The organism is Campylobacter sp. RM15925, from assembly GCF_012978775.1.
In the GTDB taxonomy this organism is placed as follows: Bacteria; Campylobacterota; Campylobacteria; order Campylobacterales; family Campylobacteraceae; genus Campylobacter_A; species Campylobacter_A canis.
Genome location: NZ_LIWP01000003.1, coordinates 78,108 through 101,897, shown reverse-complemented (window position 1 = coordinate 101,897; position 23,790 = coordinate 78,108). Strand labels below are relative to the sequence as shown.

Here is a 23,790-nt window from a genome sequence, read left to right as displayed (position 1 = left end):
TATGAAATTTGGAATTTTATTTGGAGCCAAAAGCTACGAACACGAGATCAGCATAGTAAGCGCAATAGCTTTAAAAAACGTGCTTAAAAGCGAACTTGTATTTGTATTTTGCGATAAATTTAGAGAATTTTATCTAATCGAAGCTAATAATATGAAGGCAAATTTCTTCAGCTCTGGAAACTATAAAAAAAGCAAAAAGTTGCTTCTTAAAAACGGCGGATTTTTTATAGGCGGGATGTTTGGCGAGAAAAAAATAGATGCCGATGTCTATATAAATTTAATCCACGGAATGGACGGCGAAGACGGTAAGATAGCTGCTTTGCTAGATTTTTTCGGTATCAGATATATCGGTCCTCGTCTTGAAGCAAGCGCAATGAGCTACAACAAAGAATTAACCAAACTTCTAGCAGCAAAAGCGAGTGTAAAATCGCTAAAATACGACGTATTAAGAAGAGAGGATATGATAAATTTATCGCTTCCTACGATCTTAAAGCCTTGTAGGCTGGGCAGCTCCATCGGAGTAAGCGTGGTAAAAGATGAAAGCGAGCTTGAATACGCTTTAGACGTGGCATTTGAATTTGATAGTGAAATTTTGGCTGAGCCCTTTATAGAAGGCGTAAAGGAGTATAACCTAGCAGGCTGCAAGATAGACGGCAAGATAAAATTCTCAATCATCGAAGAGCCAAAAAAGAAAGAATTTCTTGACTACGAGCAAAAATATATGAGCTTTTCAAGCGAAAGTAGGGCAAAAGAGGCTGATATAAGCGAGGAGTTAAAAGCCAAACTCAAAGGTAGTTTTGAGAAAATTTACAACTGTGGGTTTGACGGCGCGCTTATAAGGTGTGATTTTTTTGTGATAGATGATGAAGTCTATCTAAACGAGATCAATCCAAATCCTGGAAGCCTTGCAAACTATCTGTTTGACGACTTTGAAGCAACGATAAATGCACTGGCTAAAAACCTTCCTAGAGAGCGGGATATAAGGATAGATTATCAATTTATCAACTCAATCACCTCCGCAAAAGGCAAACTATAAAACACAAATAAAATATCATCAGGCTATTAAATCGCTAAATTTAGTAGCCTGATTTAGCCGAATTTAAAGGCTTATGTGTTATATTTTATGTAAAATTTTACATAAAAGAGCAAAAATGACTACATTTAGCAAAGATGAAATTTATACCGCAACCGAAGTCGTTAGAAATTTTAGCGCCGTGCTTACCAAAGTAGGCTCGGCTCAGATAAAGCGAGCCGTGATCGTAAAAAATAATAAATTTGAAGCGGTCTTACTTAATATGGCGGAATATGAGCGATTATGCGAGGCCGTGGAGGTTTTACAAGCTATTTACTCATCAAGAAAAAAGGGTGAAAATGGCGAGTAAGGATATCAAATTCGGCGGTAAAATTTATACCATAAGCTATGAAATTTTAAATTTATCATCTAGTCCTGCTATAGTATTTTTACACGGCTGGGGAGCGAATAAAGAGATAATGAAAAAGGCTTTCGGTAAATTTCTAAACGATTTTAAACACGTTTATATCGATATGCCGGGCTTTGGCGCGTCAAATATGCACGAAGATCTTTATACGAAAGATTATGCCGAGATTATGAGGCTGTTTTTGAAGGAGATAAATATCACTCCAACTCTTATCGTAGGACACTCGTTTGGCGGAAAGGTTGCAACCTTGCTTAAGCCTGCAAATTTAGCTCTTTTAAGCAGTGCGGGCATAGTTACCAAAAAGCCGTTTTTCGTAAGGTTTAAAATCGCCGTTTTTAAAATTTTAAAAGCTCTTGGATTTGGCTTTTTGTATAAATTTTTTGCCACAAAAGACGTAAAAGGCATGAGCAAGCAGATGTATGAAACACTTAAAAACGTAGTTAATGAAGATTTTACGAATAAATTTAAAGAATACAAGGGCAGGGCGCTTATATTCTGGGGAGAAGACGATAGTGCAACTCCGTTAAAAAGCGGCGAGAGGATACATAGTCTCATATCAAACAGCGATTTTCATCCGCTTAAGGGCGATCACTTCTTCTTTTTGCTTCATGCAAGATACATCAGCGGAGTTATCGACTTTGAGCTAAATTTAAATGAGAAAGAGGAGCTAAAATGAGCGAGAATTTAACTCAAATTTTAACAAGCGGCGGATTGATTATTACTCACTCTTTATTTACTCTTGCGATTGGATTTTATCTTATCACCTGCTTGCAGTGGTTTTCGTACAAATTCGAGCGGGTGCTGTTTCACTTCACAAAGCCTGCTTGGCATGTATTTTTTGCGATAGTTCCTGTTGTGCTTTACTATACGACGGGCAAGTTTTTTTGGATATATTTTTACTTTGCGATGGTGCCAAGCCTATATCTTTGGCATAAAAGGCTTGATAAGAAGCTAGTTTTTACCCCAAGAGTTAAGCGATTTTTCATCATACTTATAATCGCCTTGGTGCTTGAAAATATATTTTGCTACATCTCGGTTAAGTGTCAAAATTTAGGCGTTATACTTCCGCTTGCAATTTCATTTATACTTAGCTTTATGCTTGAGAAGATGAATTTTAAGATGTATGAAAAAGCGGCTTTAAAAAAGCTTGAAAACATGAAAGAGCTTAAAATCGTTCTGATAACGGCAAGTTTTGGCAAGACAAGCATTAAAAATTTCTTGTTTGAAATTTTAAAAGATGATTTTAAGTGCCACAAAACTCCTCGCAGCGTAAATACTCTAGCAGGCTTAATTCAAGACGTGAATTCAAATCTTGCTAGCGACACGCAAATTTATATCGCCGAAGCAGGGGCAAGACTGAAGGGCGATATAGCTGAAATTACCGCATTTTTACGTCCTCAAATCGTAATCGTAGGCGAAATAGGGGCTCAGCACATAGAGTATTTCAAAACGCTTGAAAATATCCGCGCAACCAAGCTTGAAGCGCTTGGATCAAATCGACTTGAAAAAGCCTTCGTGCATAGCTCAACACTGGCAAAAGAGAGCGAGAAAATAGAAATTTTTGATAAGAATTTAAACGAGATAGAAGCAAATTTAGAAGGCGTAAAATTTAGCCTTGACGAGTTTAAATTCAGCTCGCCGCTACTTGGTAAATTTAACTGCGCAAATTTAGCAGCATGTATAAAAACCGCTCTTTATCTAGGGCTTAAAGCGGACAAAGTACAAAACCTAATATCCAAGCTTAAAAACGTCGAGCATAGACTGCAGCGCATTGATGCCGGCGGTAAAATCATCATAGATGATAGCTTTAATGGAAATTTTAACGGTATGAGTGCATCTTATGAGCTTGTTGCAAGCTATGAGGGCAGAAAAGTGCTTATAACGCCTGGAATAGTAGAGAGTACCGCGGAAGACAATGAAAAACTAAGCAAGATCATAAATGAAATTTTTGATGTAGTAATGATATCAAGCTCTTTAAATGCGGCTTCCTTGCTAAAATACCTAACAAAACCAAAAATAATCATCATAAAAGATAAGGCTAAAATGCAAGAGATGCTTGCTCAAAACACAAGAGCAGGAGATCTCATACTATTTTCAAATGATGCGCCTAGTTTTATGTAGAAATTTGGACTTTGATGAAAACTAATCTGCAAGGCTCTTACTTTAAAATGGGCTTTGTAGATTAAAATTATTGCTATATTTAGAATAATTTAATATAGGAATTAAATTTATACTATTATCAAGTATCAGGGTGGTAAATTTTTGCAGTCAAAGCGCAAGGCAAACTACACAATTTGTCTCTTTTTAGTGTTTTTGACTCTAGCTTATTTGATTATTTACCGTATTTTGCTAGAACCAACTTGTAGCTAAATTCAATAGCGTTATTAACATCTATCTTCAATATTTACTCATAGAGATTCCTGTAAGTTATCTTTTTGTTAATTGCACTTTTAGTATGTTTTTTAACTACTTAGCTGCTATAAAAAATATAGCCGACATCAAAAACCCATACAAGAACTTTTTCTATACCTAAAAAAGCTACAAAAAGGTTAAATGCAAACTATTTTTACTATTTTATATTGAAAACTATAATTTTCAATTTTTTATTTATAGCTTTGAAATAACATATAAGTACTATCCTTAAATATCGATAAATACGATATTTAAACTAATTTACGTTTTGAGTGATTTAAATTTATCCATTAAATTTAATGCGATATTTTATGCTTGATTTCATATATTTTTCTATGTATTAGCAAAAACCTTCTCTTTTATAAAATTCCTAAAAATTAAATTTATACAACTAATGATAAAATAAACTTTTGTAAAATTAAGGAGATTATTAAAATGGAAATAAAAAATATCGAAGAGAGCTACGATAGCATACCTTATACATCACAGTCTTTTAAATACTCTCACCCTCATAAATTAGAAGCTATAGCAAAACTTTTGTTGCTTGATCCACTTAATGCTTCAAAGGCAAAAATTTTAGAGATAGGATGTTCTTTTGGTGGAAATTTGATACCTTTTGCCCTGAATAATCAAGAAGCAACATTGGTTGGAGTTGATTTATCCGGCACCCAGATAGAAAAAGGAAATAATATAATTAGCGAACTTGGAATAGAAAATTTAAAACTATATCAAAAAGATATATGCGAAATGAGCGATGAACTAGGAAAGTTTGATTACATAATAGCTCACGGTGTATACAGCTGGGTTCCAAAAGAAGTGCAAGACGCTATTTTAAAGACTATAAAAAATTTACTATCCACAAATGGAATCGCTTACGTATCTTACAATACCTACCCTGGGTGGAAAAACAAGTCGATTATAAGAGATTTTATTGATATTTTTATGCCAAAAAATAAATTTTCCCCGCAAGAACAAGTTAAATTTTTAAGAGAAAATCTGAAATTTCTAAAAAGTTATATGAGCGCTATAGGTTTTTCTGACAAACAAAAAAACCTCATAAGCACCATAGACAGCTTAGATACGAATGATGACAGTTATATATTTCACGAGTATTTTGAAATTTTCAATGATCCTTGCTTTTTTTATGAATTTATAGAACATATAGAAAAATATGAGCTTGGCTATCTTGTTGATTCTAATCTAATATTTTCCTTAAATAACACACATGATCAGCAGCTATCAGGCATAGTTAAAAATTTTAATAATATGGAGCCAAGAATAGCCATAGAGCAATTCTTTGATTTTACGACAGGGATGTCCTTTAGAAGAAGTATCATAACACATAAGGAAAATTTAGCGAAAGCAAGACTTGATAAAACATTTAGTAAAAAAGTTTTAGATGAGCTAAATTTACTCGGATCATTTATGATTAAGGACAATAAAATATTTGATTCGAAAAATAAAGAGATAAATAGTAGAGTGATAAAAATAGTAAATATTTTAAACTCATCCTTCCCTTCTACAATCCCTATCAAAGATCTTGTGGAGATGTTTGATGAAAATAATAAAAATCAAGTTTATGCAGATATTGTATCGCTGATCATTAACGATAGCGTGGATATACTACCAAATCCCATAGTTTGCGTTAAATACAACCCCGGAAAAAGCAAAATAAAAGATATCTATAAAAGATACATTAAATATTTTTTGAATAACGATGAGCGAATAATATCATTTTCCAACTATCTAAACGAAATAATAGGAAAATTTGCCAAAGAAGAATTTGAGATAATGCTAGCCTTTGACGGACAAAACAGCATAAAAGATATCAAAAGACTACTGAAAGAAAAAAATATACAGATGCAAAGAAGAAATGAAAAAGGAGAGCTTGAAATAGTAGATAAAAATGAAGCAGTAGACATCTATATAGTCGGACTCATTGAAAAGATGGTCAGAAATAATATGTTTGAGCCAGCTTAGTCTTTGTTTTTATGTTTCTTTGGGTAGTCAAAAAATAACGCTTTGCCACTATGCTCTGAAATTTCAAAAAATTGGCATTCAAATTCTATACAAAATATCCCGCAAGTAGGGATATTGCCTATCACAGCATCGCTTAAAAGCTCGCAAATTTCAGTTATTGTATCATTGTGCGAAACTATAAATACGCTATTTAGCCTATCATCAAGCCCTCTTATAAACTTAAGTATATCGCTCACAGTAGCCTCGTAAAACGTATCTACAAACTCTATTTTACCTTTAAATTTAACGGCGTCAGCCATCTTATTGGCAGTTTTTACGCAGCGTTTGGCAGGGCTTGAGAAGATCGTATCTACCCTCACCTTATGCTTTTTGAGCCTATCGCACATCAAAGCCAAATCTTTCTTGCCTCGCTCGTTCAAATCACGCTCAAAGTCGTTTTCGCACTCTTTTTGCGTAGCCTTTGCATGTCTTATGAAGTAAATCTTTTTCATCTGAATTTCCTATATATTCGCCCTGCTTTTAGATATCTGCTTGATACGCTCGAGCTCACTTGCGCTAAAGCCTGATTTTAGCCTTGCTTCTTCGTTTAGCTCTCTGGTTTGCAAAAAGGAATTTGGATAAATTCTCTGAACAATAGAGATATATTCGCTTGGATCAACCCCTTTGCGTTCGCATTCGAATTTAAACCACCTATCGCCTTTGCTTACGTGTGAAATTTCCTCGTCTAAAATAACCTGCAAAATCTCTTTTAAATCGGCTTTCGTATCGTCATTTTCAAGTTTTTTAAGCATAAAAGCGTTTGCGTCAAGTCCGTTTGCCTCCATATATCTTGGAAGCACAGCCATACGCTCAAGCAGTGAGTTTTCAGTCATCTTAAGCGCTACAAAAAGTCCGTTGTGAACTTGTATATCGCCGTATTTTACGCCAAAATTTTGCATATATTTTTCTATCATCTTAAAGTGCCTTATCTCATCTTCAGCTACTTCAAGCCAATCGTCATAATACTGCTTAGGAAGTCCTCTGAAGCGATAAGCGGCATCAAGTGCGATATCTATCGCGCTATATTCTATATGGGCGATTGAGTGAAGAAAAGCGGCTTCTTTGTTTTGTTTTTGGGATTTTTTATCTAAATTTTTCATCTCCACGACATCGCAAAATTTAGCGTAACTAGGCTCCTTGAGAGGTAAAATTTCACCATCATCAACTATATCGTAACGTCCCGCCTTGTAGCTGTCGTAAAAATTTTTAAATGCAGCAAATTTCTTATCCTTGTCGCCACATCTTAAAATTTCGCTAAGCTTTTTAAAAAACCTCATAAAACTCTCGCTTTCATTATCAAATACCCAACGCCAAAGCCGATTATGTGAGCATACCAAGCTATATTTACTCCCATCATCAAAGGCACAAAACTCATAAGCAAGATAGCTATCAAAAGCCCTTTGGCGCTACTTCTATCAAGAAACGCAACTATACCAAGCAGCACACTTATAGCCCCGCTTGCTCCTACTAAATTTATAAAAGAGCCGTTAAGTTTATAAGCAAAATAGATATAAACAAAGCTTAAAAGCGAAGTCGCAACGCCTCCAAGTAGATAAACAGCACTAAATTTTAAAGCTCCAAATCTATACTCTAGCATAGAACCAAACTGAAAAAGAACCGCCATATTCATAAGCAGGTGAGTTAAATTTGCGTGCATAAACATCGAAGTTAAAGGTTGCCAGATCAAAAGAGCATCGATAAAATATAAATTTAATCCAAGCACAAGATCGTTACTAAAATTTGCATAATTAACCAAAAAATATATCAGGCAATTTAGCGCTATAATAGGTGCGGTTACGTTCAATTAGGCTCCTTAAAAAGCGCTATGATATAAAATTTCTCCCTAAAATTAGCTAAAATTTCACGCTACCAAAGCCTGCGAATCTATTTGAAGCAAGGCAAGAACTTGTCTTCTTCTTGCAATTTACGATGTAAGAATTTAGAACTTTATCTTTGCTTTTATGTTTATTTTTTTCACTGAAATTCATAAAGCCATGCTTGCTTTTTTTGCCGCTATGGTGAGTAAATCTAATAGTTCCGTCTTCATAAATTTTATCCACGATTCCGATATGAGTTATCACTTTAGTTTTTTTGTAGTTTTTTGTCTTATCAGTGGTGTTGTTAAAAAATATCAAATCCCCTACTTTTGGTTCGTTTTGGATAATTAAATTTTGGCTTTGATAAAGATTAAATATCGCTTCTGACTTAAGCCCTCTTTTGGTATAAAATTTATCCAAATTTCGCTCTTTAAAATAAATATTTTCGCTTTTTTTATTGATTAAAGAGACAAAACCCGAGCAGTCTCTGCCGTCTCTTTTGTTTAGATATCTACTCATTAAATTTGATATCTCGTTTGATTTTTTTAGTCTAGATTGCATCACAATCTTGCTTAAAGCTTCATTTGCGCCTCCTTGCATAACGAAGTCAAAATCAAACCTCTCTTTTGGTTTTATCTCGGGCGACACAATAGAACATCCCGTCAGTAAAAAAACGGCAAATAGTAAAAAAGTTATATGTTTTTTAAATTTCACTCTCTATCCCTAAAATTTAATAAACTCAATTATATACGCAAATGGGTAAATATGAGCCGAAATTTAGGCTAAAATTTCTTTTTATAAGCTAAATTTCATTACAATATCTTTTTTATATAAGGATTTATTATGCACTATTTAGAGATTGAAGGCAATGCCAAACTAAGCGGAGAAGTTGCCATAAGCGGAGCAAAAAACGCTGCGTTACCATTAATAGCCGCAACACTCATAATGAAAGATGAAGTTACTATATCAAACGTTCCAAATGTAGCAGATATCAAGACGCTAGCTAAACTGCTTGAAAATTTAGGCTCAAAATGCGAATTTGCAGATCATAATACTATTAAAATCAATACAAACGAGATAAATTCCACTAAAGCCAACTACGATATCGTTCGCAAAATGCGTGCCTCAATCCTTACTCTTGGACCGCTTCTTGCGCGCTTTGGGCACTGCGAAGTAAGCTTACCGGGAGGTTGCGCTATAGGTCAGCGTCCAATAGATCTACATTTAAGCGCACTTGAAAAGATGGGTGCAAAGATAGATATCAAGCAAGGATATGTAGTAGCAAGTGCTCCTGATGGGCTAAAAGCAGCCGAGATAGTATTTGATAAGATAACCGTAACCGGTAGTGAAAATATCATCATGGCGGCAGCCCTCGCTCACGGAGTAACAAAGCTTACAAACGTGGCAAAAGAGCCTGAAGTAGTGCAACTGTGTGAGATTTTGGCAAGTGCCGGAGTGCAGATAGAAGGCATCGGAACCGATGAGTTAAGCATAAAAGGCACAGGTCAAAATTTGATAAACGTAAAATCCATAGAAATTATTCCCGATCGCATAGAGGCAGGCACCTATCTATGCGCAGGAGCCATAACCAACTCAAAAATCACGATAAAAAAAGCAAATGCAAACCACTTAAAAGCCGTCTTAACCAAATTTAAGCAAATGGGCTTTGGTATAGAGGTTCAAGATGACGCCATAACCATACTTCCTGCGGATAAAATTCTGCCTACTGAGATAGTTACTACCGAATATCCTGGCTTTCCTACCGACATGCAAGCGCAGTTTATGGCTTTAGCGCTCATGGCCGAGGGAGTTAGCACTATAGACGAAAGGCTCTTTGAAAACCGCTTCATGCACGTTAGCGAGCTAACCAGAATGGGTGCGGATATCAGGCTAAACGGGCATATCGCAAGCGTTTATGGCGGGATTAAACTAAACGCCGCAGACGTTATGGCGACTGATCTTAGAGCAAGCTCGGCTCTTATCTTAGCCGCACTTGTAGCCGACGGCACCAGCAGAGTGCATAGAATTTATCACCTTGATAGAGGCTATGAAAATTTAGAAGTTAAACTTGCAAATTTGGGCGCTAAGATAAGAAGACTGGAGGAATAGATGCTGATACAAGAGGCTCTAAAAAAGATATTTGAAAACATAAATTTAAAAAACTCAAGCGAATTTATAAGTATAGATAATGCGGTTAATAAAATAGTAGCAGAGGACATCGTTGCCGTTAAAAATCTGCCATCGTTTGACAACTCCGCACTTGACGGTTATGCCATAAATTTTGCCGATAGAAAAGCTCCTATTAGCATTACGGATACGGTATTTGCGGGAGACGGTAGAGAAATAAGCATAAAAAGCGGCGAATGCGTAAAGATAATGACGGGTGCTAAGATGCCAAAGGGTGCCGATACGGTGGTTCGTTTTGAAGATGCGATCATAGAGAGTGGCAAGCTGATAGTGGATGATCGAACAAAGCAGTTTAGCGCGTTTAGGCACAAAGGCGAGGAGATAAAATCAGGTGATGTGCTGTTTGGCAAGGGCACAAGACTAAGTGCCGCTCACGTGATGATGCTAGCCGCGCAAGGAATTTCGTTTGTAAGGGTATTTTGCGAGCCAAAAATAGGAATTTTTTCAAGCGGAGACGAGATAGTAGAGCCTTGGCAAAGCGCAAGCGAAGATCAAATTTATAACGCAAACGCAATCGGCATGCAAGCTCTTTTGTCCAAATTCGGCTTTAAATCTAGCTACTTAGGAATCATAAAAGATGACTTAAATGATACTATAAACGCTATAAATTCTGCCGATATGGACGTGCTTATCTGCTCAGGAGGAGCCAGCAAAGGAGAGGCTGACTTCATGAAAACCGCCCTGCTTTCACTTGGATTTACCGAGCTGTTTAGCCACATAGATGCTCGTCCCGCTCGTCCAAGCAAGGCTTATGTAAAAGATAGTAAGATAGTTTTTATAATGCCTGGAAACCCGATGTCGGCATTTTTAAGTGCGTTTTTGCTGATAGTTCCGTTTTTGTTAAAAAGACCCCTTGAAGCAACTAAAGCTTACATAATGCAAGATCTTAAAGTAAAATCAGGTCGTGAAAATGTAGTCCTAGGCAGGCTTGAAGAGGATAAATTTTACGTAACGGATGATAACAAATACGGCTCAGGCATGATCATGCCGCTTGTAAAAAGTAATGCGATCTGTCTTTCAAATTTTAATCAAAGCGAATTTAGGCAAAACGATGAAGTTTTGGTCTATAAATTTTCTTGACAAACGGATATGATTTTGCTAAAATTGCGACTTCTTATCCGCGGGAATAGCTCAGGGGTAGAGCACAACCTTGCCAAGGTTGGGGTCGCGAGTTCGAATCTCGTTTCCCGCTCCATTTTTTTTACTCTATTTTTTCCGATTTTTTTATTTGCAAACTCCATCACTATAAATCCGATGTATTGTATAAATGATGATGCCATAACTCTTAAGACATTAGGATTTAACGGCAAAAATGAAGAAATTTTAAATCTAAACCAGCAAAAAGCCGCCAAGATAAATTCAAACAAAATGGCTGAAATTTTAAAATTTCATCTCATAAATTTCACCGACAAAAGCGGTGGAGAGATAATCTTCGTAAAACATTGCGATGAAATTTTAAAGCTTCAAAGAGATTTTTTAGCAACCGTTACAAATGAATATCCACGCATTAAATTCAGCCAAATTCCAACTATTTCTTCGCAAAGCGAACTTCCAAAAGATTTTTCTACATATAAATTTGAAAAACTTTTCATAAACTCTCTAAACAGTCAAAAAGGAAGCTTTAGGGCTACTTTTATCCTGCCTGATAGTAGCGTTAAAAGCATATTTTTCAGATACGAATTTAAAGCTAAAATGCCAATCTTAAGATCTAGCAAGCAAATTTCAGCCAAACATATTTTAAGCGTGCTTGATTATAGTCTTGACGAAATTGATTTTGGCGATTTTTCAAAGGATTATCTTACTGAAATTCCAGTTTCAAAAATGATATCAAAACAAAACATAAAAGCAGGCGAAATCCTTGCAAAAAGGCAGTTTCAAATGCTTTCGATGATCAAAAAAGGAGACAGCATTCAAGCCGTTTTTAACGACGGCTCGCTAAATGTAAGCATAGAAGTAAGAGCTTTGGAAGATGGAAATTTAGGCGATGTGATAAAGGTTAGAGGAAGGGATAAAAAGGTATTTTATGCTACAATAATTTCAAAAAAACAGGTACTAATCAGATGAGCAAAATTCTAGTGGCTATCAGCGGTGCAAGTGGGGTAAATTTAGGCGTTAAGCTTGCTAACGAGATAGCTAAAACAAGCGAGTGTCACGTCATCATAAGTCATAACGCAAAGCTTGTGCTAAGCAAAGAAGAGGAAATTTTACTTGAAGATAATAATAAATCTAGTGAACTTTATCAGATTTACAAAAATCTTAAAAATACGGCTAAAATTTATGATGATAGCGATATCTCAGCCTCGCTTGCTTCAGGCTCTTTTGGCATAAAAGCTTCCATCATAGCACCCTGCTCTATCAACACGTTAGCAAAAATTCACGCAGGCTTTGCCGATACGCTTATAACTCGTGCCGCAGCGGTTGCTCTTAAAGAGCGAAGAAAGCTAATACTTGGGGTTCGCGAAATGCCTTTTTCTACCATCGCGCTTGAGCAGATGGCAAGGCTATCAAGTATGGGCGTTATCATCGCTGCTCCTGTTTTGGGATATTACGCAGATATCAAAAGCGTAAAAGATATGGAGAATTTCATCATCGGCAAGTGGCTTGACGCACTTGGCATAGAAAATCAAATTTATAAAAGATGGGGTAAAGAGTGAAAAAATCTTGCATATATCCGGGAACCTTTGATCCTATCACAAACGGACATATAGACGTTATCAAGCGCGCTACGAAAATTTTTGACAAGGTGATCGTGGGCGTTGCTAAAAGCGAGAGCAAACAGCCTTATTTTAGTATCAAAAAGCGCGTTGAGATGGCTAAAATCGCGACGGCAAATTTAAAAAATGTAAGCGTGATTAGCTTTGATAACTTGCTTGTGGATTTTGCAAAAAGCCATGATATAAACATCGTTATACGCGGGCTTCGTGCGGTTAGCGACTTTGAATACGAACTTCAAATCGGCTACGCAAACGCTACTCTTTGGGATGAGTTTGAGACGGTTTATCTCATGCCAAGCCTTAAAAACGCTTTTATATCAAGCTCTATCGTGCGTTCTGTTTTAAGACATAACGGCGATGTAAGCAAGCTGGTGCCAAATGAAATTTTAGAAATTTTAAAGGAAAAAAATTAGATGTATATCCTGTTTGAAGGGGTTGATGGAGTAGGTAAAAGTACTCAGATAAAAAAAGTGGCGAAATTTTATGAAAACGCCGTTATCACTTATGAACCGGGCGGAACAGAGCTTGGTAAAAAACTAAGAGAAATTTTGCTTGGCAAAAACTCACTTAGCAAAGAGGCTGAAATTTTGCTGTTTTTAGCTGATCGTGCCGAGCATTTTGATAAGGTTATAAGCAAGAATAAAGATAAGATAATTCTAAGCGACAGAGGATTTATCTCAGGCATGGCTTATGCGATGGCAAATGAAAACCGAGCCGTCAAGGCGTGTGATGAAAACTATATGAAAAAGCTTCTTGAGTTTAACAAATTCGCCCTGCAAGGAAATCTGCCTGATAAGATAGTGTTTTTTGAAGCGGATTTAGAGCTTTTAAATTCTCGAGTTTTTTCTCGCGGGCTTGATCATATAGAAAGTCGCGGAGCGGAGTATCTGCTAAAGGTTCAAGAGTGTATGAAGCGCGTTTTAAACTCACTTGATATAAAATTTCTAGCCATAAATGCAAGCGACGAAATGGGCAAAATAACAAATTTGATAAAGGAATTTATAGATGATTAGCGCATTAAGGGGTATGAAAGATCACCTGCCGCCAAGCGGGCAAACTTACGAATACATTATCAAAATTTGCGAAGAGGTAGCCAAAAACTACGGGTATGAATTTGTATTAACGCCGCACCTTGAGCAAACCGCGCTTTTTAGAAGAAGTGTCGGAGAAAGTAGCGATATCGTAGGAAAAGAGATGTATCAGTTTATCGATAAAGGCGAAAATGACGTCTGTTTGCGACCCGAAGGAACTGCCGGAGTCGTGCGGGCTTTTATCGAAGCGAAATTCGATAAGGCGGGAGGTGCGAGAAGATACTTTTATCACGGCTCAATGTTTCGTTACGAGCGCCCGCAAAAGGGACGCTTAAGGGAGTTTCATCAGTTTGGCTGTGAGTGCTTTAACGAGCCAAGCGTCTATGAAGATGCGAGCATTATTTTGATGATAGATGAAATTTTCGCCAGACTAAACATAAAAACCGCTCTTAAGATAAATTCGCTAGGAGATAGCGAGTGTATGCCGGCTTACCGCGAAAAACTGGTTAAATTTTTAGATGAGCATGAAGCTGAAATTTGCGAGGATTGTAAAAGACGCAAACTTACAAATCCTATACGCGTGCTTGACTGCAAAGAGCAAAAATGTCAAATAATCTACAAAAACGCGCCTTTAATCATAGATAATTTAAACGATGAATGCAAAGATGACTTTAAAAAGCTACAAGAAATTTTAACGACAAACGGAGTTCAATTCGAAGTAGATCCAAGGCTTGTGCGGGGGCTTGACTACTACTGCAAGACGGCTTTTGAGTTTATCAGCAATGAGATAGGAAGCCAAAGCGCGGTTGCAGGTGGCGGCAGATACGATAAGCTGGTTGAGTATCTTGGCGGCAAATCAAGCTACGGGGTCGGCTTTGCTATGGGAGTTGAGCGCATAATGGAAATTTTAAGCTCAAGAGAAAATAGCAGCGACAGAGAGGGAATTTACATCTGCGCGCTTGATAAAGAAGGTCTTGATATCATCCATCAAGCCGGTATAAATTTAAGAAAAAAACACAAGACAAACATATCTTATGAGGCTAAAAATTTACAAAAACATCTTAAAAATGCAGACAATCTAAATGCCGAAATTTTTCTTTGCATGGGCGAAAACGAGCTTAAAGAGGGTAAAATTTGGTATAAAAATCTAAAAAATAAAGTTGAAAAGACAATAAATTTAAATGAGCTTGAAGGAGTGCTAGGTGAATAACTACGGTTTAAATTTATGGGGTGATTCAAATTTTATCATCGAAAACGGCAAGGTATGCATAAATAACGGCTCAAAGCCCGCCATCATAGATATCGTAAAAGACATTAGAAGCGAAGGCTATAGAGGGCCATTGCTACTTCGCTTCCCGCATCTAATCAAAAAACAAATTCAGCAAATTTATTCAAATTTCAAATCGGCGATTAAAGAATTTGACTACAAAGGCGACTTTAACGCCGTCTATCCGCTTAAGGTAAATCAATACCCTGGCTTTGTAAAAAACCTGGTTAAGCACGGCAAAAGCTATGGATACGGGCTTGAAGCGGGCTCTAAAGCGGAACTCTTACTAGTAATGGCTTACAATAACGAAAACGCTCCGATAACGGTAAACGGCTTTAAAGATAAAGAGATGATAAATATCGGCTTTATCGCTGCTGAAATGGGTCACAATATCACTCTTACGATAGAGGGGTTAAACGAGCTTGAAGCTATCATAGCCACGGCAAAAGAGCGCTTTGCGCCAAAACCAAACATCGGACTTCGTATCAGGCTGCATAGCTCGGGTTCTGGGATTTGGGCAAAGAGCGGTGGCATAAACTCTAAATTCGGACTAACCGCAACCGAGCTGATTGAAGCCGTAAATTTGCTAAAAGAGGCGAATTTGCTTGATTGCTTTAACATGATTCACTTTCATATCGGCTCTCAGATAACCGAAATCCATCCGCTTAAAAAGGCGCTAATAGAAGCGGGCAATATATACGCAGAGCTTCGAAAAATGGGAGCAAAAAACCTCAAAGCGATAAATTTAGGCGGCGGTCTGGCGATAGAATACTCACAGTTTAAGGAAAACTCAAGCCGCAACTATACCCTAAGCGAATACGCAAATGACGTCGTTTATCTGCTTAAAACCATAGCCAATCAAAAAAAGGAGCTTGAGCCTGATATCTTTATAGAAAGCGGTCGCTTCGTAGCTGCCTCTCATGCGGTGCTCGTTGCGCCTGTGCTTGAGCTCTTTAGCCAAGACTACACCGAGGAAAAGCTAGCACTTAAAAAGAAAAATCCTCAGCTCATAACCGAGCTGGTTGATCTACTAAACACCATAAAACCGTCAAATGCGATGGAGTATCTGCACGATAGCATGGATCATATGGAAAGCATACTTACGCTGTTTGATTTAGGATATGTTGATCTGGTTGACCGCTCAAACGCTGAAATTTTAACTCATCTCATCATTAAAAAAGCGGTTAAAATGCTTGGAGCTAAACAAAACAATCCCGAGCTTTTAAAACTTCAAGAAGAGGTTCAAGAAAGATACTTGATAAATTTCTCACTCTTTCAGTCGCTGCCTGATTTTTGGGGACTTAAGCAAAATTTCCCGGTCATGCCGCTTGATAGGCTTGATATCCGCCCTACCCGCTCGGCTTCGCTTTGGGATATCACTTGCGATAGCGACGGCGAGATAGGCTTTGACGATGAATTTAATCCGCTGTTTTTACACGATATCGACGTGGAAAAAGAGGAGTATTTCTTAGGATTTTTCATGGTAGGAGCATATCAGGAAGTGCTTGGAATGAAGCACAATCTCTTCACTCATCCTACCGAAGCGACGATAGATATAGACGAAAACGGTTATAAAGTGGCTCACCTGCTTGAAAGCCAATCGATCCTTGATATCATGGAAGATCTTGACTACGATATATATGAAATTCAAGACACTCTAAACGAACGAATCGAGAAATCAAAACTAGTAAATGAGACTCAAAAAAAGCAAATTTTAGGCGAGATGTATCTCTTTTTAAACGATAACGGTTATCTAAAAACTATATCTTAAATTTCACAAAAAGGAAAAACATGCTGTCAAATAGAGTTCAAGTATTAAGCGAATCGCTTACCATAGCTATCAGCTCACTTGCTAAAGAGATGAAAGCAAAAGGCGAAGATGTCGTGAGTTTTTCGGCGGGCGAGCCGGACTTTGACACTCCAAAAGCGATAAAGGACGCAGTCGTAAAAGCCCTTGATAAGGGATGTGGCAAATACACTGCGGTTCCGGGCTCTCCTGATGTCTTAAAAGCTATCGCTTCAAAGCTGGAGCGTGAAAACGGGCTAAAATACGAGACAAGCCAGATCATAACAAACGTAGGAGCCAAGCACTCGCTTTTTAATATCTTTCAAGCGCTGATCGATGACGGCGACGAGGTTATAATCCCAAGCCCTTACTGGGTAAGCTATCCCGAGATGGTGAAATTTAGCGGCGGTGTGCCTGTTTATATAGATACTTGCGAAAAGAGCGGATTTAAGATAACGCCTGAGCAACTAAAAGAGGCAATCACGCCAAAGAGCAAAATTTTAGTATTAAATAGCCCTTGCAATCCGACAGGTGCGATATATAGCCGTAAAGAGCTGCTTGCTCTTGGCGAAGTTTTAAAAGATACGAAAATCATCGTAGCAAGCGATGAAATTTACGAAAAACTTAGCTACGACACTCCTTTTACCGCAGTTGCAAGTGTGAGTGAAGATATGTTTAAGCGCACCATTACCATAAACGGACTGAGCAAATGCGGAGCTATGCCCGGCTGGAGATTTGGCTATATGGCAAGCATGATACCTGAGCTAAACGCCGCGGTTAAAAGGCTTCAAAGCCAAAGCACAAGCAACATAAGCTCGATCGTCCAAGAAGGAGCGATAGCAGGGCTTTCCGGAAAAGCCGATGAAGATATGGCTATGATGAGAGCGGAATTTATCAAGCGCAGAGATAAAGCGTGCGAGATGATAAACTCCATAAACGGACTTAGCGTGCTTAAACCCGAAGGTGCGTTTTATCTATTTGTAAACTGCTCTAAGGTCGAGCCTGACTCGATGAAATTTTGCCGTCGCTTGCTTGAAGAGGCGAAAGTAGCTTGCGTACCTGGAGTTGGATTTGGTATGGACGGATACTTTAGACTAAGCTTTGCTACAAGTATGGAAAATATCATAAAAGGCATAGATCGCATAGCCGAATTTGTGAAAAACTACTAAAAATTTAAGGACGAAATTCGTCCTTAAATACTCACTTTTTTATTATTTATTTCTAACTTAATCAAAATTTTGCTCATATTTACACTATTGATTGTATAATTGTTTAAAATACGTTAATAAAGGAATTTGTATGAAAGCCTGTATGAAAAGCGGCACTACTCTTTTTCTCTCTTTTGTTGCCATAAGCCTGCTTTACGGTGAAGAAATCACCATAGATAAAGACTCTCCAAAATCTTTTTACGGCAAATATATTTCAGGTAGTAGTTTTAGAGTAAACGGAAACAACAATATTATAACATGGAATGGGATTCCAAAAGATATTAGAAGATCTATAGATATCATTGCAGGCTATAGCACTACAGCGGATGTAAGCGGAAACACTCTAAATTTTAACGGCGACTCTACTTTGCTTATTTCATATATATACGGAGGAGATTCAAAAACTGGTGTAGCCAAGAACAATACTCTAAATATAAAACGTGGAGGTATACCAGGAAATATTGCAGGAGGAAACGGAAGATTTGGGGCTATTGATAACCTTGTAGCAATCTCCGGAGGAAATCTTGCAAACGGCAGTTATATACAAGGAGGAAAATCATTACCGGGCAAAGCCAGCAACAACACAGTAACTATAACCGGAGGCTTGTTTGGAGAAAATCATTCTATATACGGAGGACATTCAAAACAAGGAGAAGCTGGTAACAACACGGTAACCATATATGGCGGAGAATTTAAGCAATCTGGTTCTATACACGGCGGATATTCAGAAACAGGTAAAGTTGTAAGCAACACTGTAAATATAGACGGTGGAAATTTTGAAGGATCCGTTATCTACGGAGGAGAATCTTTTAGTAACTCAGCTACACACAACACAGTAAATTTAAATGTTAATAACCTTGTTTTATCTAGTATTATAGGTGGAAATATATCATCTTCAGCCTCAAGAGACGCTTTTACAGGCAACACGCTAAACATAAGAGGTAAAAACATAACTGCAAGTAGAGTTAAGAACTTTGAATTTTTAAATTTCTACATACCTGTTGGCTTTATGCCTGCTACTGATAAGATGCTTACATTAAATACTGCTCCCGATCTATCCAGATCTAAAGTAGGCGTAGCTATGATGCACGGAGGAGTTTTAAACAATGGAGACAATATAACTCTTATAGATGCGTCTTCTTCACAAGATCCGATACTTTATCTAACCGACATGACCAACCAAACGGGACAGCTTCAAACGGGAATTTCAGCTAAATACAAATTCACTCTAAAGGCAGATGATACAAAGAAAAAGCTATTTGCCATAGTGGGTGTACCTACAAAGTTAAAAAACCTAACCGTAAATACTGACACGCCGCAAGCAGAATATGAAATATACGATACATCCACTACAGGAGGAAGAGAATTTGGTCTTAATGGAAGCAAAAATTCTCTTACTTGGAACGGAACACCTAATTATGTAAATGAAAATACCGATATAAAGGCAGGATATAGCGATACCGAGGATGTAAACGAAAATACTTTTAATTTTAATGGCAACGATAGTACACACATAACACATATATACGCTGGGCATTCAAATAAAAGAAATGCAATCAATAATAAGCTGTATATAACCGGCGGGAAAATACTAGCTGGAGCATATGGAGCACTTGCAGACCTAGATGCTAAAAACAACCATGTTTATATAACAGGAGGAGAATTTGATAATAGTCGTTCTACTATATACGGTGGATACTCTAGCAATAACGGAGAAGCTAGTGCAAACAGTATAACTATAGCAGGTTGGGAATCTAGCAATAACAGTAAAAATGTGGATATTGTTGGAGGATATTCTGAAAACGGTAAAGCTATAAATAATACAGTAAATTTAAAGGCTGACGGTATTATCTTGGGAGGCATTTATGGAGGAGAAGTACCCCCTGGAAGTATGGAAGAAAATTTAATAGGCAACACACTAAACGTAAGAGGCAAAAATATAACTGTCGCTACTATTGAAAATTTTGAAAAGCTAAATTTCTACATACCTGTCGGCTTTATGCCTGCTACTGATAAAATGCTTAGATTAACCGAAGCTCCTGATCTAACAAATTCTAAAATAGGCGTAGCCATGATGAAAGGCGGGGTTTTAAACAATGGAGATAAAGTTACTCTTATAGAATCTTTAGGCGATCAAATAACATATCCGGACAAAATGGAAAACAATACAGCCGAACTTCAAACGGGAATTTCAGCCAAATACAAATTTACTCTAAAAGCAGATGAGACAAAAAGAAAGCTACTTGCGGTAGTAGAACTTATCAAAAAGCTTATTATAGACACTACAACCTCTGAAGCAAAATATGAAGAGTATCTATCCGGAGATAATTTTAGCCTTGAGGGAAGCGATAATACGCTAATTTGGAATGGCACGCCTACCGATCTTGCTTCAAATATAAATCTAAAAGCAGGATATAGCAATACAGGCAACGCAAACCAAAATACTTTAAATTTCAATGCAAATACTACCGATCTCATCAAAAACTTATATGGAGGAGAAGCCGACAACGGCAAAGCTCAAAATAACACTCTAAATATATCAGGCGGAAATGTCGCAGGATATGTCTATGGAGGTTACGGTAAAACAGGATCTTTAAATAACACATTAAGAATTTCGGGTGGAAATTTTACTATCGATAAGCCTATTTTGTACGGCGGATACTCTGAAGGCGGAAAGGCTCAAGGCAATAATGTTATCATAGAAAATTCAGCTACCGTACAAAACAATACTCTTATATATGGCGGTCAAGTAAATAACGCCTTAGAAGACGCTACAAGTAATAGCGTTACAATAAATCAAGCAAATTTTGAAGACAATATCCATATCTCCGGAGGATATTCAAATAAAGCTAATGCCACAAACAATAGCGTTGCAATAGCACAAGCCAAATTTGGAAATAGTAACTATATACATGGCGGATATTCTATTAAAGGCGATGCGTCAGGCAATATAGTTAGTATCAATCAAGCAACATTTAAAAGCGATAGCATTATCTATGGCGGCAACTCAGAACAAGGTAGCGCCATAAATAACACCGTAAATTTAAATAAAGATTCCCTTTCTTTAGGCAAAATTTTTGGCGGGTATACAAAAAATAGCGCAAGAGATCATTTTACGGGCAACGAGTTAAATATAAGAGGCAAAAATATCAGAGCAGATTATATCTATAACTTTGAAAAACTAAATTTCTATATACCGAATGGATTTGATCCCGATACCGATAAGATGCTAATCTTAAACAATGATATCGATTTAAAAAATTCCAAAATCGCAGCAAGAATGGCTATAGGCGCCTCTATGCAAAACGACGTCAGACTAACTCTTATAAACGCGCCGTTCATAACATATCCGACCGACATAACAAACCACTCTATAGATATACAAGCTGGAATTTCAGCTGATTATAGATTTAATCTTGAAAAAGATCCTAATGGAGAAAATTTATACGCCACATTAGGCTCACCATCTCCTCTTGTATTAAAAAATTTTGCCGTAGAAAAGACAACCGCCAAAAGTGAATATAAGCGCTATTTGCAAGATAATAATTTCCGTCTTTTAGAAAGCGGTAATACGCTAACATGGAACGGAACCCCTTTAGATATAACATTTGACATAGATATCTTTGCCGGATATAAATTTTACGGCAATGTATCAGATAATACTCTTAATTTTAATCAAAACAATACAAACCACATAAAAGAGATACGTGCAGGTTTTGCTTATGACGGTGTTGCTGTAGGCAATAAGCTACATATTTCTAATGGAAATATAGGTATTAGCGCCATATCGGGAAGAGGTAGTAAAGGGGCTTTAGACAACACTATAAAAATTTCAGCAGGCGATTTTATTGGATTTACGAAAATTTATGCAGGCTCTTCTGAAATAATGGATGTTATAAACAATGGTATCGAGATAGAAAACGGCACTTTTACGCAAGAAGTTGAAATTTATGCAGGATATACCCATGCAAATGCCGTTGTGTCAAATGCTATAAAGAATTATTTGAATATAAAAGATGGATCTTTTTCCGATAGAGTTAAGATTTATTCCGGTTATTCTAAAAATGGCAGCGTTGAACAAAATTCTTTAACGATAAGTGGCGGGTCTTTTGTTGATCAGGTTGAAATTTACGGCGGATACTCCGAGTTGGGAGATGTTTCAAACAACACCATAAATATAACCGGCGGGAAATTTGCTAAGACTGTTAAAATTTACGGCGGACGCTCAATAAATGGTCCTGCTATAAACAACACTATAAATTTATTAAATTCAGATAATCTGAATTTCCCTTATATATACGGTGGCTCAAGCCAAGCCGATGCATTTACCGGCAACGCCCTAAATATAAAAAATAAAAATATAAATGCAAGCGATGTAAAGAACTTTGAGTTTTTAAATTTCTACATACCTGTTGGGTTTAGTGTAGCAAATGACAAGATGCTTATATTAACCGAAGCTCCCGATCTAACAAATTCTAAAATAGGCGTAGGTATGATGAAAGGCGGGGTTTTAAATAGCGGTGATGAAGTAACTTTGATATATTCCGATGCCGGCATAATTTATCCAGCAAAAGAAAATATGAAAAATCACAAAAATCAAATTCAAGCAGGAATTTCAGCAAAATATGATTTCACTTTAAAAGAAGATAGTGAAAAGAAAAGACTGCTAGCCAAAGTAGTCAATGAAGAAACTCCGCCGGAAAACAAACCTGAATCTGGTAAACAAGAAGATAGCAAACCGGACATAGAAAAACCAAAAGAAAACATACCAGAAGCGGATAAGCCCGAAAACAGCAAACCAGAAACAACCAAACCTGAAATAAATAAACCGGAAGCGGGCAAACCTGAAGCCGGTAAACAAGAAGATAGCAAACCAAACATAGAGGAACCAAAAGAAAATATACCTGAAACAAATACACCACATCTCCTTCCCTACCCTAAAAACGTAGTAGAAACAACCATAGGAGAGCTAGGTATGCTACTATCTAGCTCTGATATGATATCGTCCATGTCTCTTCAAACAGATTCAAACGGAGCATTCGCCTCTACAAGCGCATCAAACACTAGGCTTAAGTCAGGCTCGCACGTAGATCTAAAGAGCTTTAACGCAGCAGCGGGAGTCGCTAAAGAATTTGAAGGAAACAGTGTAGGAATGTTTGTAGAATTTGGTGGAGGTAAGTATGATAGCTTTAACGACTTTGACACGATAGATGTAAGAGGTGACGGTAAGTTTAAATACATAGGTCTTGGTATAGCTACTAAGTTTAGCCTTCCAAATAGCTTTTATCTAAGCTCAAGCTTTAAAGCAGGCAAGATAAAGAGTGATTATGAAAGCGATATACCTGCTGCAACCACTCCTAAATATGAAGCTAAAAGAAGCTACTATGGAATGCATTTAGGCTTAGGCAAGACGATAGATATAAGTGATATATCAAATATAGATATATACTCTAAAGTGCTCTTTAACAAGCTAGGAGAAAAAGAGATAGAGGTAGATATAGTAGGAGATAGAATTCTTTTAAAACCTGCTAAATCCTTATCGGCTAAGATAGGAGCTAGATACAATCACACTATAAACGAAAGATTTGATCTTTATACAGGTGCTAGCTATGAAAGAGAGTTTAAAGGTGAAGCCAAAGGATATAACCTAACTCATAATGTAGATATAGATAGTCCAAGTATCAAAGGAAGCACTTATAATGCAGAGATAGGTGCTAAGCTAAATAGTGCAAATAACCTAACGCTAGACTTTAACCTACAAGGTATGACAGGCAAAAAAAGAGGTGTTAATGGCGGTATCGGGGTGCAGTGGAGGTTTTGAGTTTAGATAAAGGAGCTTTTTAACTTCTTTTATCTAGTTAATATATACAAACAGAGGCAAATTTATCGTTTGTCTCTGTTTAAATTTCT

19 protein-coding genes and 1 tRNA gene are annotated in these 23,790 nt (G+C 37.1%); 16 read left to right on the top strand and 4 right to left on the bottom strand.

What is annotated here, in order from left to right; all coding sequences use genetic code 11:
- Window position 1 precedes the first annotated feature (1 nt).
- The 5 genes from CDOM15925_RS02800 to CDOM15925_RS02780 all read left to right on the top strand — a co-directional run bounded on the left by CDOM15925_RS02800 (window position 2) and on the right by CDOM15925_RS02780 (window position 5,831).
- Window positions 2-1,036 carry a D-alanine--D-alanine ligase gene (locus CDOM15925_RS02800; RefSeq protein WP_169940866.1) on the top strand — a complete coding sequence of 345 codons (1,035 nt, stop codon included), beginning with the start codon at window positions 2-4 and terminating at the stop codon, window positions 1,034-1,036.
- 115 nt (window positions 1,037-1,151) lie between these two features.
- Complete coding sequence (locus CDOM15925_RS02795) at window positions 1,152-1,382, top strand: type II toxin-antitoxin system Phd/YefM family antitoxin (RefSeq protein WP_169940864.1); 231 nt, start codon at window positions 1,152-1,154, stop codon at window positions 1,380-1,382.
- Window positions 1,372-2,115 carry an EstV family lipase gene (gene estV, locus CDOM15925_RS02790; protein WP_169940862.1) on the top strand — a complete coding sequence of 248 codons (744 nt, stop codon included), beginning with the start codon at window positions 1,372-1,374 and terminating at the stop codon, window positions 2,113-2,115. Before CDOM15925_RS02795 ends, estV begins: the two co-directional genes overlap by 11 nt.
- A 17-nt stretch (window positions 2,116-2,132) precedes the next feature.
- Complete coding sequence (locus CDOM15925_RS02785) at window positions 2,133-3,560, top strand: Mur ligase family protein (RefSeq protein ID WP_502707276.1); 1,428 nt, start codon at window positions 2,133-2,135, stop codon at window positions 3,558-3,560.
- 726 nt (window positions 3,561-4,286) lie between these two features.
- A complete protein-coding gene (locus tag CDOM15925_RS02780; protein ID WP_169940858.1) occupies window positions 4,287-5,831 on the top strand; it encodes a methyltransferase regulatory domain-containing protein in 1,545 nt (514 codons plus the stop codon).
- Here the strand turns inward: CDOM15925_RS02780 and CDOM15925_RS02775 are convergent.
- The 4 genes from CDOM15925_RS02775 to CDOM15925_RS02760 are packed head-to-tail and all read right to left on the bottom strand — an operon-like array spanning window position 5,828 to window position 8,401.
- Window positions 5,828-6,322, bottom strand: a complete 495-nt coding sequence (locus CDOM15925_RS02775; protein WP_169940856.1) for a SixA phosphatase family protein — start codon at window positions 6,320-6,322, stop codon at window positions 5,828-5,830. The genes CDOM15925_RS02780 and CDOM15925_RS02775 overlap by 4 nt on opposite strands.
- 9 nt (window positions 6,323-6,331) lie before the next feature.
- On the bottom strand, window positions 6,332-7,147 hold the full coding sequence (locus CDOM15925_RS02770; protein ID WP_169940854.1) for a ferritin-like domain-containing protein: 816 nt from the start codon (window positions 7,145-7,147) through the stop codon (window positions 6,332-6,334).
- Window positions 7,144-7,674, bottom strand: a complete 531-nt coding sequence (locus CDOM15925_RS02765) for a rhomboid family intramembrane serine protease (protein WP_169940852.1) — start codon at window positions 7,672-7,674, stop codon at window positions 7,144-7,146. The genes CDOM15925_RS02770 and CDOM15925_RS02765 overlap by 4 nt, the downstream gene beginning before the upstream one ends.
- A 49-nt stretch (window positions 7,675-7,723) precedes the next feature.
- A complete protein-coding gene (locus CDOM15925_RS02760) occupies window positions 7,724-8,401 on the bottom strand; it encodes an NlpC/P60 family protein (protein WP_349644312.1) in 678 nt (225 codons plus the stop codon).
- A 129-nt stretch (window positions 8,402-8,530) separates the two neighbouring features.
- Between CDOM15925_RS02760 and murA the strand changes: the two genes are divergently transcribed.
- From murA to CDOM15925_RS02705, 11 genes are all read left to right on the top strand, one after another.
- Window positions 8,531-9,796, top strand: coding sequence for a UDP-N-acetylglucosamine 1-carboxyvinyltransferase (gene murA, locus CDOM15925_RS02755; RefSeq protein ID WP_169940850.1), 1,266 nt, complete (start codon window positions 8,531-8,533; stop codon window positions 9,794-9,796).
- Window positions 9,797-10,954, top strand: coding sequence for a molybdopterin molybdotransferase MoeA (locus CDOM15925_RS02750; RefSeq protein ID WP_169940848.1), 1,158 nt, complete (start codon window positions 9,797-9,799; stop codon window positions 10,952-10,954).
- Window positions 10,955-10,994: 40 nt separating this feature from the next.
- Window positions 10,995-11,069, top strand: a tRNA-Gly gene (locus CDOM15925_RS02745).
- Window positions 11,070-11,128: 59 nt separating this feature from the next.
- Complete coding sequence (gene flgA / locus CDOM15925_RS02740) at window positions 11,129-11,938, top strand: flagellar basal body P-ring formation chaperone FlgA (protein ID WP_169940846.1); 810 nt, start codon at window positions 11,129-11,131, stop codon at window positions 11,936-11,938.
- Window positions 11,935-12,528, top strand: a complete 594-nt coding sequence (locus CDOM15925_RS02735; RefSeq protein ID WP_169940844.1) for a UbiX family flavin prenyltransferase — start codon at window positions 11,935-11,937, stop codon at window positions 12,526-12,528. The genes flgA and CDOM15925_RS02735 overlap by 4 nt, the downstream gene beginning before the upstream one ends.
- Window positions 12,525-13,001 (top strand): pantetheine-phosphate adenylyltransferase, encoded by a 477-nt coding sequence (gene coaD, locus CDOM15925_RS02730; RefSeq protein WP_169940842.1) that lies wholly within the window; start codon window positions 12,525-12,527, stop codon window positions 12,999-13,001. The genes CDOM15925_RS02735 and coaD overlap by 4 nt, the downstream gene beginning before the upstream one ends.
- Window positions 13,002-13,601 (top strand): dTMP kinase, encoded by a 600-nt coding sequence (gene tmk / locus CDOM15925_RS02725; RefSeq protein ID WP_169940840.1) that lies wholly within the window; start codon window positions 13,002-13,004, stop codon window positions 13,599-13,601.
- On the top strand, window positions 13,594-14,829 hold the full coding sequence (gene hisS, locus CDOM15925_RS02720) for a histidine--tRNA ligase (protein ID WP_169940838.1): 1,236 nt from the start codon (window positions 13,594-13,596) through the stop codon (window positions 14,827-14,829). Before tmk ends, hisS begins: the two co-directional genes overlap by 8 nt.
- Window positions 14,822-16,657, top strand: coding sequence for a biosynthetic arginine decarboxylase (gene speA / locus CDOM15925_RS02715; protein ID WP_169940835.1), 1,836 nt, complete (start codon window positions 14,822-14,824; stop codon window positions 16,655-16,657). The genes hisS and speA overlap by 8 nt, the downstream gene beginning before the upstream one ends.
- 20 nt (window positions 16,658-16,677) lie before the next feature.
- Window positions 16,678-17,841 carry a pyridoxal phosphate-dependent aminotransferase gene (locus tag CDOM15925_RS02710; RefSeq protein WP_169940833.1) on the top strand — a complete coding sequence of 388 codons (1,164 nt, stop codon included), beginning with the start codon at window positions 16,678-16,680 and terminating at the stop codon, window positions 17,839-17,841.
- A 130-nt stretch (window positions 17,842-17,971) separates the two neighbouring features.
- Window positions 17,972-23,701, top strand: a complete 5,730-nt coding sequence (locus CDOM15925_RS02705) for an autotransporter outer membrane beta-barrel domain-containing protein (RefSeq protein ID WP_169940831.1) — start codon at window positions 17,972-17,974, stop codon at window positions 23,699-23,701.
- Window positions 23,702-23,790: the final 89 nt, after the last annotated feature.

Bases quoted from the DNA above. Each gene is read 5' to 3' on its own strand.
- CDOM15925_RS02775 (WP_169940856.1), bottom strand. From the start codon at position 6,322: ATGAAAAAGATTTACTTCATAAGACATGCAAAGGCTACGCAAAAAGAG.
- CDOM15925_RS02795 (WP_169940864.1), top strand. From the start codon at position 1,152: ATGACTACATTTAGCAAAGATGAAATTTATACCGCAACCGAAGTCGTT.
- CDOM15925_RS02735 (WP_169940844.1), top strand. From the start codon at position 11,935: ATGAGCAAAATTCTAGTGGCTATCAGCGGTGCAAGTGGGGTAAATTTA.
- CDOM15925_RS02705 (WP_169940831.1), top strand. From the start codon at position 17,972: ATGAAAGCCTGTATGAAAAGCGGCACTACTCTTTTTCTCTCTTTTGTT.
- murA (WP_169940850.1), top strand. From the start codon at position 8,531: ATGCACTATTTAGAGATTGAAGGCAATGCCAAACTAAGCGGAGAAGTT.
- flgA (WP_169940846.1), top strand. From the start codon at position 11,129: ATGTATTGTATAAATGATGATGCCATAACTCTTAAGACATTAGGATTT.
- tmk (WP_169940840.1), top strand. From the start codon at position 13,002: ATGTATATCCTGTTTGAAGGGGTTGATGGAGTAGGTAAAAGTACTCAG.
- CDOM15925_RS02750 (WP_169940848.1), top strand. From the start codon at position 9,797: ATGCTGATACAAGAGGCTCTAAAAAAGATATTTGAAAACATAAATTTA.
- estV (WP_169940862.1), top strand. From the start codon at position 1,372: ATGGCGAGTAAGGATATCAAATTCGGCGGTAAAATTTATACCATAAGC.
- hisS (WP_169940838.1), top strand. From the start codon at position 13,594: ATGATTAGCGCATTAAGGGGTATGAAAGATCACCTGCCGCCAAGCGGG.
- CDOM15925_RS02800 (WP_169940866.1), top strand. From the start codon at position 2: ATGAAATTTGGAATTTTATTTGGAGCCAAAAGCTACGAACACGAGATC.
- CDOM15925_RS02780 (WP_169940858.1), top strand. From the start codon at position 4,287: ATGGAAATAAAAAATATCGAAGAGAGCTACGATAGCATACCTTATACA.
- CDOM15925_RS02770 (WP_169940854.1), bottom strand. From the start codon at position 7,147: ATGAGGTTTTTTAAAAAGCTTAGCGAAATTTTAAGATGTGGCGACAAG.
- CDOM15925_RS02710 (WP_169940833.1), top strand. From the start codon at position 16,678: ATGCTGTCAAATAGAGTTCAAGTATTAAGCGAATCGCTTACCATAGCT.